We start from the raw sequence: 13307 nt of genomic DNA, 5'->3' as shown, positions 1-13307 counted from the left end.
TCAGGAAACTATGGAGGTATTAGAGTCCTCCCATAGTAAATACAAACAGACTCAAGAGGAATTGGAACAATTGCGATCGCAAAAAGAGGAGACGGAGGGACTTTTAGAGAAGTGTCACGCTCAACTTCAGGAAACCATGCAGGTATTAGAGTCCTCCCATAGTAAATACAAACAGACTCAAGAGGAGTTGGAACAATTGCGATCGCAACTACAAGAAAAGGAACAGGAATTCACAAATTATCCGGTTCAAGCCTCACCAGTTCCAGCTTCCCCCCCAGCACCTGTAGCAGTAGCAGCAATGGAGTGGGAAACCTTTTAACTAACATTATAGCATCTGCCAGGACTATATTGGGGGCTACCAAATATCCTGGCGGGTTCCGAGTTAATTTAAGTCATCAGAAATCAGTTATTCCTATTCCTGTACCCAAACAGATACAGAACCCCCGTCACAGGAAAAGTGACCCCATCCCCATTCATTGGTATAAACAGGTTCTTTGATGTGTTCTGTCAGGTCAATAAATTTAGCATTAGGTTTACCAACTTCCATCCATTTTTGACCAGGAATGTTATCACTCATAATCACAGCTATACCTTGGGGGTGTTCTTCATCACCTAAACGAGTCCAACCGATGACATTGTAGTTGTCGAAGTAATCGTATTGTTCCCCGTAGGAGTAATTATGTCGCGCATATAATAACTTATCAATTATCCAACGGTGGGAGGGTAAAACAATTTTATAACTGTTACCATCTCTGCCATAATCTTCGTATTCTGCGCCATAATAGTCAGCATAGAAAATACAGGGATAACCTTCTCGTCGCAGCAGAATAATCGCATAAGCCAACGGTTTAAACCAAGGTTCAACGGGTGCTTCTAAGGATTGTAAAGGTTGAGAATCATGATTTTCTACAAAGGTGACCGCATTAATGGGGCGTTCCTGCATAAAAGTGCGATCGAGAATAGTTCTCATGTCGAAGTTACCCCCCGACTTACTGGCATAATAAAACTTATAGTGTAGGGGAACATCAAACACAGACATTCGACCGCCAACTGTATCTACATACCAATGAAGAGTATCAAGGTCATTGTACCAATATTTACCTACCATAAACAAGTCTTTACCGACGTGATTTTCTAGGGTTTCTATCCATTGTGGGAAAAACCAAGCCGAAATATGTTTAATCGCATCAAGGCGGAAACCATTAACTCCTGTGGTATCCAGATACCATTTAGCCCAGTTAGTGATTTCGTCTCTAACTTCTCGATTTTGGAAATCGAGATCACAACCCATTAAATAGTTAAAATTCCCCTTTTCCAAGGACACATAATCATCAAAAACCTTACCTTCAAACAGATAAATGGTTGAGGAATCTTTAGTAAAGTCATCATAATCAACCGCATCAAAATGCCACCAATGCCATTGAAAATCAGAATGTTTGCCTTGACGACCAGGGAAAGTAAAATGAGTATAGGCTTTAATATCTCGCATTTCCCCAATTGGATGAATCCGATTATTCATAGCAAAAGGAGTAGCTTTAACCACCTCAGTTTCATCGCCTCCCATTCTATGATTAACTACAATATCAGCGTAAACTTGAATGCCAGCATTTTGGGCAGCATGAATGGCATCTAAATACTGTTGGCGATCGCCATATTTGGTTCTGACAGTTCCCTGTTGATCAAACTCCCCTAGATCATACAAATCATAAACACCATAGCCCACATCATATTTACCTTTCTTCCCTTTATAAGCTGGGGGAAGCCAGAGGGCGGTAATACCAGCATCGGCTAATTCTTGGGCGTTTTCTTTAAGTTGATTCCATAAAATCAAATCGGGATCGATGTACCAATGGAAGTATTGCATGATTACGCCATTAATCATCTAAATTTCTCCTGTCTGAGTCCCAAAAAATATATTTCAATTATAGGATGGTTTTCCGAAACCGATAAGAATACCAGACAAAGCGCCAAGTTCTAGGCTGGTGTCAGCACCGGGGAGAGAAGAACGTCCAACCCGATGACTTTCCCCTAATAATGGCTGAGGTGGGGGCGGCTAACATAATCTCAAGCTAAACTATACAGTAATGGTTAGATTAAAAGATACGGCAACAGCAAAGGTAAATGTGAATATGAAAAGTTCCTGGATCAGCAGATTGGGACAACCAGTTAAATCATCAGCCATGTCCAAAAAGCATTTGTGGCGGATTTTGGGGGGTTGGGTGATTTCCCAAAGTATCCTTTTGGGGACTCCAGCTTTGGCTAATCGTGATTCTGGGTCGATGAGTTATACAGACTTGTTGCAGAAAATCGAAGCGGGACAGGTCATCAGAATTCAAGAATACCCATCACGACAAGTTGCTAGAGTCACATTCACAGACGAAGCCAACGGACAACAGATTAGGTTTGTGGCACTATTTGACCATAACCCGGAACTGATGGCGGCGCTGCGGGAAAACCCGGTAGACTATGAGGTGAGACCTTCAGCCGACAATAGCGCGGCTATGGGTTTAGTGGTCAATGTTTTGGTGATTGTGGCGGTCTTAGCTTTTCTGCTGATGATTCTGCGGCGGTCTTCCCAGTCTTCGGGAAATGCTATGAATTTTGGTAAATCTAAGGCTAGGTTCCAAATGGAAGCGAAAACCGGGATTCTGTTTGATGATGTGGCTGGTATTGAAGAAGCTAAGGAAGAATTGCAAGAGGTGGTCACATTCCTAAAATCCCCGGAAAAGTTTACCGCCATTGGTGCGAAAATTCCTAGGGGAGTGCTATTGGTGGGACCCCCTGGAACGGGAAAGACCCTGTTAGCTAAGGCTGTAGCGGGGGAGGCGGGAGTTCCGTTTTTTAGCATTTCTGGGTCGGAATTTGTCGAGATGTTTGTGGGGGTAGGCGCATCCCGGGTGCGGGATCTTTTTAAGAAGGCTAAGGATAATTCCCCCTGTCTGATTTTTATTGATGAAATTGATGCTGTGGGTCGCCAACGGGGGGCGGGAATTGGCGGCGGTAATGATGAACGGGAACAGACCCTTAACCAATTACTGACGGAAATGGATGGATTTGAGGGTAATCCGGGTATTATTGTGATTGCAGCCACTAATCGCCCTGATGTGTTGGATGCAGCCCTATTGCGTCCGGGACGGTTTGACCGACAGGTGATTGTTGATTTACCTGGTTACAATGGCCGTTTAGGGATTTTACAGGTTCATGCGCGCAATAAAAAGCTGGCTGATGATGTTTCCCTAGAGGCGATCGCCCGCAGAACACCGGGATTAGCAGGGGCGGATCTGGCTAATTTGCTTAATGAAGCGGCGATTTTAACGGCCAGACGACGCAAGGAAGCGATTACTCTGTTAGAAATTGATGATGCTATTGACCGGATAACTATTGGTTTGGCTTTAACTCCCCTTCTCGACAGCAAGAAAAAGCGACTGATTGCTTATCATGAGGTGGGACACGCTTTGCTGATGACTCTGTTGAAAAATTCTGATCCTCTTAATAAGGTGACAATTATTCCCCGCTCTGGAGGAATTGGCGGTTTCGCTCAACAGATGTTTAATGAGGATATGGTTGATAGTGGTCTGTATACCCGCGCTTGGTTGATTGATCAAATTACTATTGCTTTGGGGGGAAGGGCTGCTGAACAGGAGGTTTTTGGTGAAGCAGAGGTGACTATTGGCGCTAGTAATGATATCCAGGTGGTCAGTAATTTGGCGCGGGAAATGGTGACTCGTTACGGGATGTCGGATTTGGGATTGGTGGCTTTGGAAAGTCCCGGAGAACAGGTATTCTTGGGGCGCGGCTTTCCTAGTCAATCGGAGTATTCTGAGGAAGTGGCGACTAAGATTGATCATCAAATTAGAGCGATCGCTTTTCGCTGTTATGAGCAAGCTCGCCGCCTTATCCGTGATCACCGAGTTTTGCTAGATCGGTTGGTAGGACTTCTCCTGGAAAAGGAAACCATTGAGGGGGATGAGTTCCGCCGCCTGGTGTCGGAATATACTCCTCTTCCTGAAAATCAAATGGCGATTAGTCTCACCAAATAAGCTACATATCAACTACAAAACAGTTGTTAGGAGGCGGTAGGGGGGAGTTTAAACCCCTCCCCCACCCGCCCTTAGTCATTCATCTATGCTGGCTGTGGAACACCTGTCGGGGCGGCACATTTTTCGCCCCAACAAATCTCTATGACTACCGCCACCTTGACAAGCGATCGCCATATTCTTCTCTTCTGATTTTTGACAAGAATTGGGTTGATTTTACACTAAAACCGTTTCCTGTTTTTTGACTGAAAATTCAGCGGAATAACTGTAGTCAATATTTAGCCAAAACTCCCCACTAATAGAGCCCCTGGTCTCAATTTGAATGGGGCGGATTGTAGCTGTAGGGACAGGTTCAATATCTGGGTTATAGGGGTCGATATCGCCAAAATAAATTGGGGTATTTGGCTGTAAGAGAATCGGGGGAATTTCGTCAGGTAAATTAGGTACAGGAGTCCGTTCATCAATGGTGACGGCGGACAGAAACACGGTCACATCCCGAAAGGTGATGTTACTGTACTTATTGGTAACAGCGATCGCCACAGTTTCCACCTGATTTTCACCTAGGCTAGGCTGAGGACAAATCAACTCAAAAGAGGGAGAATATTTATCTATTCCCAGGTAAGATTCTGGCGTAAAACTCGCCGCCACCACCGATAATAAAGCCGACGACCAACCCTGATCATCTAGGGGATGAATAAATGATAATCCCCCCGTTTGTTCGCTGATGGCTACATTATCTCCCGCAGATTTCCGATAACTGTGAACTCTGACTAATGCTGACTTAGCCGCAGCGATCGCTTTTTCCCACTGGTCTAAATCTAGTGATTCATTATCTAATGAAATCCCCAATTCTCCCAGATAAAAAATCGCCCTATTTGCGCCTAAACGCCAGTCAAAGTGATTACATGCATCGGCGATCGCTCCCGCACCATCCCCCCTCGCTGGGTCATTCCTTCCATTGCTACGGCTAACCTTTAACCCAGTCAATTCGGACTCATTTATCCCAGAATTAATCAAATAATTACGCAGGGTACGACTAAAGGGAGTTCCGTGCCAAATTCCCTCTATTCCTAACCAGGTAATCTCCAAATCACAGGGGTAGCTTTCCCTGACATTTTCGATCACCTCTTCCGCCACATTACTGATAGTAGCAGCATCATCGCGCAGTGATGAACTGGTATCGATAATTACTACTAAGTCCACTTTATTGATTGTATTTTTCTGACTCATATTGTCATCCTATTACCGCTATTTTTTGCCAGGATTTTACGGTTGATTATCTCCCTTATTAACCGCAAATTTTAAGCGATCGCGACCTCGACCACTCACCAAAACTCGACCCGAGTATTCTAGTTTAACCCCCTCTATTTTAGCCGGTTCATATCCAGAATCTAGGGGAATTTCTGCCGTCAGCTTAGACGGTTCACTATCCTTAACGGGTAAGTTTCCCAAAGAGAGAAATTCTCCCTCTTCCAGAACTTGGAGCCTTTCACCTTCTGAACTAATTACCTCGGCTTCAACTACCCGGAAATCCAGAACATCTGCATTCAGATAACTATTGGTCACTTCTAGGCATAATTTCGACCTATCCTCGGAAGTAGTGACAGCAAAATTTAAACCATCTAAACTGTCGGGAAGTTCCGCCACCAAAGCCTGAGTGTTTCCAGTCTTCTGGGAAGTTTTCTTAACCCCAGATACCGGAGTTTCCCAGACCGTTTCTGATACCGAGACACCCGCCACCAATTTTAACTCATAAATACGATGCTTACCCTTACCTTTAGCAGTCGTTAAAGTTATCGTATGTTCACCTTGACTAAGGCTTCCTAGTCGTAGTTCAGTTTGACGTTTCTGATTTTCTCCCGCACCCCAAATGCGGATTAATAGGATACCGTCTAGGAATAACCAATCCTCTCCTGAACCATCGCGATGGTAAAATAAAGTTAGTTCCCCTTCTTGATAATTCCTAGAGAGTTGGAAGTGAATATTCAGGCGATCTGTTGATGCCACTCCCGGTGGTTTTTCAGCATCAGGAGCAGTTATAATTGTCGGTAAACTCGGAGATTGAATCGGGTCAGCATCACTACCGATATCATAGTTATATTCGGGAGTCCACACACCCAGGGAAGAAACCTTTAGCCGTTTGGAAGATGTGCCAATTTGCCATAAAACCCCTGGGTCATATTTGGCAATATCAGAAGTTATATTAACCTGACTTTCTGGGGTAAGTTTATCCTCTAAATCCCTAGCGTTTAACAGGGGTTCCACGAAAGCATCAGCTTGTTCAAAGCCTACCGATATCAGGTGGTTAATCAAACTAGGATGGCGGTCAAATTTAGAGGCATAGTCTAATCCTTCTAAATGCGATCGCTTAATTTCTAACTGGCGAATTTTTACCGGACTAATTCCCGCCATCTCTCCATTTAAAAACCCCTTTTGTAACCAGCGATTAGTTTTTTCGATAAACTCTAAACTTTGATACAGAGAAAGATTACCTGATAGTTGATTTCTCCGATCTAAAATCTCTGGCGTAGTCCTAGGTATACCGTCACAGGCGCGAGGGTTCACCTGTATAACCCATAATTCATCCGGCCATTGTTCTGGGGGAATAATTTGTTCATCCACTAGGGATAAAATTGGCGGATTTTCGGCAAATAAACCATCCCAATAAGCAGCATCGCCAATTTCCACAGCTTTGAATAGGGTGGGAATAGCCGCCGACGCGAGAATGGCATCAATTTCCATTTCATTTTGGCGAGAGTCAAATATTTTTGATTCCCCAGATATCACATTAACCGCACCTAAAAATAATCGAGGACTGCTACCCTTAATCAGCCTAGGAAGTTCCGAAAATTTAATGTGTTTTTCCAGCAGTTTTTTCAGGTCTAAATATTCTCGCCTAGGCGTTACAGATTGCCAAAATTCCTGAACTCCTCCCCAGGTGTATGGATTAGAAACATAGCTGGGAATAATCCCTTTCTCGTAAAATCTACAGGATTGAACCGTTAAATAATTTAGGTATTGTTCCCAAAGATGGTTGGCTGAGTTGTCTTCCCAAAAATCAATTAATTTTTGAGAGACTTCCCCAGCAGTTTCCCCTTGATTTTTAACTAAACCATACCAAGCTAGTAGACTGCATAAACCGCCGCCAGATGTGCCGCTTAAACTTACAATTTCATAGCGATCGCACACATCACCTTGCAGAAATCTCTTTAAAACTCCCGCCGTAAATGCCGCATGGCTTCCTCCTCCTTGACAGGCGATCGCAATTTTACCTTTGTTCCGCTTACTCATTTTTGGGCTTCCTAGTAATGGGTGAATAATGCTTTAGTCAACCTCCAGTTTTAATTGGTTTCGGTCACATCAACTCTCTTTTCTCATGATTATCACTTCACCAAAATACAGACCAAAGCTAACGTTTGCGGTTGTTTCAACGCCAACGCCAGTATTTTTTGAATCCTTTGTATCGCGCTATGTAGTTGATGCTAAACGGGTAAACCTCCCAATTTTATAGGTGAATTTTTTTAGGCTGTACCTTATTATTTTATAGAATTTCTCCCAAGGACTCAACCCCCTGACAAAACCTTTATAAAATTTTAACATTTCCCCAAACCAATGACCGATAAAATTAATCAGTTTTGTTGTGGATAAAAAGCCAAGTTAGATTTACAATTACCAAAGAAGAAGCTAAAATCTGGGTAGCTTTTTTGTTCTCAGTTTCATGTTTGAGGGAACGCCAGAACAGGAGAAGACCAAATTACAGCTTCACACGAAGAGGTATAGACAATGGAAAACGAAACAAATCCGTGGAACGAAATGGCCAATCAATGGGTTAACACCTGGACTCAGAGCGGAAATGACATCTGGAAAAACTGGTTTGATCTGATGAGTGGGTCAGGAGTATCTGAAACCGATAAAAATAGCCAGTCCCACTCTGGGGGAATAACCGAACAAATGGCAAAAAATCAGGCCTCATTGATGCGTTTTCTACAATTTTCCTTTGAAGCCTGGAAAGATATATTACCCAAAGTTGAAGCTGGTACGAATTGGGAACAAACCCTAGAAAACTACTCCCAGCAAATTCGCCAGCAAATGGAACAATATATGAGTGTTCCCACTAAGATGACCGGAAGCGGTAGCACTATGGGGAAACTCTACATGGAACAAATGCAGAAGTTTAACCAAATGTGGATGAACTACAGCGGCGCGGCTATGGTTCCCATGGTTGAAGCCATGATGGGTAAAAGTGAAGCATTCATCGAGTTAAATAACCTCTACTGGGAACAACTGTATCAACCCAGCCTAGGAAACCTGCTACAAAGTCCCATGTTTGGTATTACTCGCGAGTTGAATAGTACCTTAATGAGTCATTTTCAGGCTTGGACAAATTTTTATCGCGCTAGTAATGATTATCAGGTAGTGTTAGCAGATATCCAAGTCCGCGCTTTTGAAAAGTTAATCGAAAAATTAGCGGAGGGAGTTAGCAAAGGCGAAAAAGTCGAAACTTGGCGGCAGTTTCAGCAGTTATGGAGTGTGGCTATAGATGACGTATTTGAGGAAACTTTCTGTTCTGAAGATAAACTCAAAATTCGGGGAAGGTTTATTAACTCCCTCAACGCCTATCGACTAGAACAACAAAAGTTGATGGAGATTTCTATGCGATCGCTTAATCTCCCCCTCCGCAGCGAAATTGACGAAATGCACAAAACCATTTACCAACTCCGCAAAGAGGTTAAATCTCTCAAAAAACAGATATCCACCATTACAGCATCTTCACCCAAACCAGAGTCAATTCCAGAAGTAAGTTGAGAGAAAGCCACACCTAATATTTGTCTCAACAGCCTAATTCAATTCGTGATCCAATTCAATATGTCTTTGCTAGGAGGACATCAAGCCATGTTACCTTTCGCCTTACAAATGGGTTTAGAAGACTTAACCGAGGAATATGCAGACCTCACCGAAAAAATTGTTCATGGTATGGACAACCTTAGTAGTTTACGGGAGGAAGAAATTATCGTTGGGGTCACACCCAAAGAAGCAGTTTACCAGGAAGATAAAGTCACCCTTTATCGGTTTGAACCCAAAGTCAAAAAAACCCTTTCTGTACCTCTGCTAATTGTCTATGCTTTAGTCAATCGTCCCTTTATGGTAGATTTGCAAGAGGGTCGTTCCTTAGTTGCTAATTTACTCAGTTTGGGATTAGATGTCTATTTGATTGATTGGGGATATCCTACCCGTAGCGATCGCTGGTTAACCTTAGATGATTATATCAACGGTTATATTAATAACTGTGTTGATTTTCTTCGCGATCACTATGAACTCGATAAAATCAACCTCCTAGGAGTTTGTCAGGGAGGAACCTTTAGCCTCTGCTACAGTTCCCTATATCCCGAAAAAGTGCAAAACCTAATCACCATGGTTGCGCCAGTCAACTTTGATATGCCAAATACCCTCTTAAATGCGCGGGGAGGCTGCACATTAGGACCCGAAGCCGTAGATATTGACCTCATGGTTGAGGCTTTAGGTAACATTCCCGGCGACTATTTAAACATCGAGTTTTTGATGTTAAAACCCCTACAATTAGGATATCAAAAATATCTCGATTTACCCGAAATCATGGGAAGTCGCGACAAACTCCTAAACTTCCTCCGCATGGAAAAATGGATTTTTGATAGTCCCGACCAAGCCGGAGAAACCTATCGCCAATTCCTGAAAGATTTTTATCAGGAAAACAAACTAATCAAAGGCGAAGTAATGATTGGTGATTCTCGGGTAGATTTAAGTAATATTACCATGCCAGTTCTCAACCTCTACGCCGAAAAAGATCACCTAGTCCCCCCTTCCTCTTCCCTCGCACTAGAGGAATACATCAGCAGTGAAGACTACACCGCCAAATCCTTCCCCGTAGGTCATATCGGTATGTATGTCAGTGGTAAAGTACAGCGAGATTTACCCCCAACCATTGTCGATTGGTTAAAAGTGCGAGAGTAACTTTGATTAACAACTCATTAGGGGGGGGTTGACCAAAAATTCACCTACCCCCTTTCCCTTTTTTGATGCCTTACTTCACGCTCTCGGCGCTTTTACGCATAGTATTAAAATACTCTGTCCAGAGTTGTTTTTGAGCATCCAGCATCATTTGGGTGGTCTGCTTTTGTGTTTCCAGATAAGATTTAACCATGTCCTCTTGCAATTTCAGGGTCTGTTCAAAACCTTCTGATAAATCAGAGGGAGGCTTCCAACCCGGGAAACCCTCCGTCCAAGCGTCAAACCATTTTTTCTGCAAGTCTACCATTTGCTTTTGGTAATCTTCAAAAAGCTTAGTATCCATATTGCATAAACCAGTAAATTACTTTTCGCCAATCAAATCTGACTCTGATTGACTCTATAGCTATTCCCGGCTCGTCGTTTCCTAAAGCCTGAGAAACACTACCTCAAATTATAAGATAATTTGCTCAAAATTGATGCTTTTTAGCTAATCTATAGATTTGTAACAAAATCTCATTTTTCCCATCAATTTACGGCAGGTATTCTCAAAAATCCTCCTCTGCAACCATTAGGTCCGGTCTTAGTTAACAAAATATTAACCCAATGTTAATCTTTAGAAGCGATCGCCAACAATATCTATCCCCAGACATAAATTGTAGTTTGAGATACCGCTGCTGAGGGATTTTAGGCACATCAGTTCACTAAGAACTTTTTTATTAAGTTTTATTATGTTAAGCTGTGTTACAGTAGATGGCTAAAAACCTACCATCCAGGTAAAGACCACAGCCAACTTAGGAGAGCAGCATCCCATGATACAAGCAGTTGCAACAACCAAGTTTGCGCCCACCCATACCAAACATACCCCCCTAAGAATTATCGCTTTGGGGGACAGTCTAATTTATGGATTCGGAGATCCAGTCGGCGGAGGTTGGGTAGAACAATTGCGACGCGAGTGGATGTCTCCAGAAAAACCCGGTCATGCGCTTTACAACCTAGGGATTCGTGGTAACACCGTCGCCCAAGTTACCCAGCGTCTCGAGCAGGAATTTCGGCAACGGGGAGAATTAAGAAACCGCCTACCAGACCTAATTATTTTATCAGTAGGACTCAATGACACCCCTCGCTTAGGAAGACCCAACGGCCGATCGCTCACAGATTTTGACGCATTTCGCATCCATGTCGCCACCCTTCTGGAAAGGGCCCAAAGCCTCTGTCCAGTCATTTTCGTAGGAATGCCTCCCGTTGACGAAAGCAAAATGCCCTTTTTAGGCTGTATGTATTACAACCACGCCGACCAATACGCCTACAAAGAAGCCACACGGCGAGGCTGTGAAGTCCGGGATATCCCTTATTTAGATATATTTGACCTATGGCTGTCCCGGGGGGAAGATTGGGTGCGATCGCAACTGAGTTCCGACGGTTTACATCCCAATGTTCAAGGCTACCAAAGTTTACTGAAAGACGTACAGAATTGGGAACCCATCGCCAACCTAGGTTAAACCCAACCCCCCAACTCCCCGAACTTCTGGTTATTTATTCGTAACCAGAGGTATTTGTTTAGCCCAATCAAAATAACTATCCCACCACTGTTTTTGAACAGTGGCGATCGTTTCTAGGGCTTCCTGCTGTATTTTCAGAGTCCCATTGACAGTTTCTTGTTGAAAATCTAACGCCTTGGTCATAGCCTCGGAAGTATTAGATAGATCCTTGATACTGTCGAAACTATTTTTCCAGGTATCCAGCCATTGTTGCTGATAGTCTTCAAACCAATTTTTGCTCATGATTCCCTCAACCGTGAAAACAACAAAATAACCACAACTCGCAGCGGGTAAGCACCTACTGCTTGTGATCAGTCTCAGCAACCACCACCCCACCAGTCGCCGTCCCAGGTAGTGGCGATCGTTACTCTCAAAATCTATAAAGGTCAATTCTGTTTCGTCTGCTGAGTAATTATACCAGCATTATCCCAGATTGAATACCTGATTCTACCAATTTCAGGTGTTGAAACCCGATCCTTGGCTGACATCAATTGCGATCGAGCCTTCCCCGTCTGTCATCACAACCCCCACCATAGCTCTAGCTACACTGTCAAGATATCATGACATTATCAATTCCCAGTCGAATTAAGTAGATATCAAAAAGTTCTATTAAATCTGCAACACTTTACTTTAGGAAAAAAAGTTATACCATCACAGGTTTAGCCATTTCAGCATTTTACCAATCCATCAAAATCAGGGTTTATTCTCAGTAAATTTACGGAAACATACCCCACAAACAACCCCAGAAATTTCCGTAAAAATACTTATGGCAAAATGTCGTCAAAAATGTAATCTTAAATCAGAGTATAAATTTCCATGCTAACTAACTCAGCAGCGATTATCTAATTCATTGACGCAACCGCCAAAATATAGCGCTAGTCTCGGCACATTGTCAGTGGAATTAGGATTGTGCAACCCCCAGAGAGTATTAATCCCAGGGAAAATGGCAGATTTCCCCTTTGTGGTCTAGTCCTGTGGCGGCGCACCCCTTAAATCGGAAGCTATGGGAGAAGCGGGAGATAATGTACTTTAACCTAACTTTGAGGGTGATTATTTTAGTAATTGCCGAAGTTATCTAATTCTGAAAGTCTTTGATTAATGGTAGAAATTGGGTAACTTTAACTATAGCGATCGCCTATAGATTTAGCAATTAATAATCAACAATATTTGGGAGTTACATCTAATGGATGAAATCGTGAGAAAATTAGCAGGGGTGGGTTTACCAGCAGTGGTTCTGTTAATTGCAATGGCGACTACAGGACTGACCGGAGCCGCCGCCATAACGGCCGCTTTAGCAATGCTAGGACCTGGTGGGATGCTGGGCGGAATTGTATTATTAGGAATCATTGGACTAGCATCGGACGCATTGACTAAATATGGTTTACAAACGCTTCTAGTGGAAGTTTATTGGCAACGGATCAAAAATGGTGAAAGTCCGTCGAAGTTGTGCAGTGAAATTGATTGGCTCCCAATTACCAAGGAATTGAAATTGATACTTAAAGATGCCCTCGGTCAGTTATGAGGGAAAGTGCGATCGCCCATCTAGCCATGTAGGTTGGGTGAAACCCAACAGCAGTAGGTTGGGTGAAACGCAGTGAAACCCAACAGCAGTTAGATATAGTGGGGTTGGGTTTCGTGACCTCCACCCAACCTACTCCACTTGGGGAAAGTGCGATCGCCTAATTTTCTACCACTTCCCAAAACCCCAGCCATGTAGGTTGGGTGAAACCCAACATCAGTAGGTTGG

General features: G+C 43.2%; 10 protein-coding genes. 5 read left to right on the top strand and 5 right to left on the bottom strand.

Annotation, left to right across the window (positions count from 1 at the left end; translation table 11 throughout):
- Positions 1–412 precede the first annotated feature (412 nt).
- Positions 413–1882: an alpha-amylase gene (locus P5674_RS12075; RefSeq protein ID WP_006616192.1), complete on the bottom strand. Its 1470-nt coding sequence runs from the start codon at positions 1880–1882 to the stop codon at positions 413–415.
- Between the two features lie 247 nt (positions 1883–2129).
- On the opposite strand from P5674_RS12075, the gene ftsH reads away from it, so the two are divergent.
- The gene (gene ftsH, locus P5674_RS12070) at positions 2130–4040 is read left to right on the top strand and encodes an ATP-dependent zinc metalloprotease FtsH (protein WP_050856807.1); all 1911 of its coding nucleotides are present in this window, start codon (positions 2130–2132) and stop codon (positions 4038–4040) included.
- A 213-nt stretch (positions 4041–4253) separates the two neighbouring features.
- Here the strand turns inward: ftsH and P5674_RS12065 are convergent, their stop codons facing one another.
- The gene (locus P5674_RS12065) at positions 4254–5267 is read right to left on the bottom strand and encodes a hypothetical protein (protein WP_315670013.1); all 1014 of its coding nucleotides are present in this window, start codon (positions 5265–5267) and stop codon (positions 4254–4256) included.
- 36 nt (positions 5268–5303) lie between these two features.
- On the bottom strand, positions 5304–7328 hold the full coding sequence (locus P5674_RS12060) for a patatin-like phospholipase family protein (protein WP_315670012.1): 2025 nt from the start codon (positions 7326–7328) through the stop codon (positions 5304–5306).
- 492 nt (positions 7329–7820) lie between these two features.
- Here P5674_RS12060 and phaE point away from each other — a divergent pair, with 492 nt between their 5' ends.
- Positions 7821–8843 carry a class III poly(R)-hydroxyalkanoic acid synthase subunit PhaE gene (gene phaE, locus P5674_RS12055; RefSeq protein WP_006617455.1) on the top strand — a complete coding sequence of 341 codons (1023 nt, stop codon included), beginning with the start codon at positions 7821–7823 and terminating at the stop codon, positions 8841–8843.
- Positions 8844–8930: 87 nt separating this feature from the next.
- Positions 8931–10025 carry a class III poly(R)-hydroxyalkanoic acid synthase subunit PhaC gene (gene phaC, locus P5674_RS12050; RefSeq protein WP_006617456.1) on the top strand — a complete coding sequence of 365 codons (1095 nt, stop codon included), beginning with the start codon at positions 8931–8933 and terminating at the stop codon, positions 10023–10025.
- Between the two features lie 70 nt (positions 10026–10095).
- Here the strand turns inward: phaC and P5674_RS12045 are convergent, their stop codons facing one another.
- A complete protein-coding gene (locus P5674_RS12045; RefSeq protein WP_006617457.1) occupies positions 10096–10365 on the bottom strand; it encodes a hypothetical protein in 270 nt (89 codons plus the stop codon).
- A gap of 466 nt (positions 10366–10831) precedes the next feature.
- Between P5674_RS12045 and P5674_RS12040 the strand changes: the two genes are divergently transcribed.
- Positions 10832–11521, top strand: a complete 690-nt coding sequence (locus P5674_RS12040) for a GDSL-type esterase/lipase family protein (protein WP_006617458.1) — start codon at positions 10832–10834, stop codon at positions 11519–11521.
- Between the two features lie 30 nt (positions 11522–11551).
- Here P5674_RS12040 and P5674_RS12035 read toward each other — a convergent pair whose 3' ends face one another.
- A complete protein-coding gene (locus tag P5674_RS12035; RefSeq protein WP_006617459.1) occupies positions 11552–11803 on the bottom strand; it encodes a hypothetical protein in 252 nt (83 codons plus the stop codon).
- Positions 11804–12743: 940 nt separating this feature from the next.
- On the opposite strand from P5674_RS12035, the gene P5674_RS12030 reads away from it, so the two are divergent.
- The gene (locus P5674_RS12030; protein ID WP_006617460.1) at positions 12744–13082 is read left to right on the top strand and encodes a hypothetical protein; all 339 of its coding nucleotides are present in this window, start codon (positions 12744–12746) and stop codon (positions 13080–13082) included.
- Positions 13083–13307: the final 225 nt, after the last annotated feature.

It is taken from the genome of Limnospira sp. PMC 289.06, assembly GCF_032350395.1.
GTDB classification, from domain to species: Bacteria; Cyanobacteriota; Cyanobacteriia; order Cyanobacteriales; family Microcoleaceae; genus Limnospira; species Limnospira platensis.
Note: the sequence above shows the minus strand (reverse complement) of the source record. Positions and strands in the feature narration are given on the sequence as shown.

What these genes read in the sequence shown, in the direction of transcription:
- P5674_RS12075 (WP_006616192.1), bottom strand. Translation starts at nt 1,882, where the DNA reads ATGATTAATGGCGTAATCATGCAATACTTCCATTGGTACATCGATCCC.
- ftsH (WP_050856807.1), top strand. Translation starts at nt 2,130, where the DNA reads ATGAAAAGTTCCTGGATCAGCAGATTGGGACAACCAGTTAAATCATCA.
- P5674_RS12065 (WP_315670013.1), bottom strand. Translation starts at nt 5,267, where the DNA reads ATGAGTCAGAAAAATACAATCAATAAAGTGGACTTAGTAGTAATTATC.
- P5674_RS12060 (WP_315670012.1), bottom strand. Translation starts at nt 7,328, where the DNA reads ATGAGTAAGCGGAACAAAGGTAAAATTGCGATCGCCTGTCAAGGAGGA.
- phaE (WP_006617455.1), top strand. Translation starts at nt 7,821, where the DNA reads ATGGAAAACGAAACAAATCCGTGGAACGAAATGGCCAATCAATGGGTT.
- phaC (WP_006617456.1), top strand. Translation starts at nt 8,931, where the DNA reads ATGTTACCTTTCGCCTTACAAATGGGTTTAGAAGACTTAACCGAGGAA.
- P5674_RS12045 (WP_006617457.1), bottom strand. Translation starts at nt 10,365, where the DNA reads ATGGATACTAAGCTTTTTGAAGATTACCAAAAGCAAATGGTAGACTTG.
- P5674_RS12040 (WP_006617458.1), top strand. Translation starts at nt 10,832, where the DNA reads ATGATACAAGCAGTTGCAACAACCAAGTTTGCGCCCACCCATACCAAA.
- P5674_RS12035 (WP_006617459.1), bottom strand. Translation starts at nt 11,803, where the DNA reads ATGAGCAAAAATTGGTTTGAAGACTATCAGCAACAATGGCTGGATACC.
- P5674_RS12030 (WP_006617460.1), top strand. Translation starts at nt 12,744, where the DNA reads ATGGATGAAATCGTGAGAAAATTAGCAGGGGTGGGTTTACCAGCAGTG.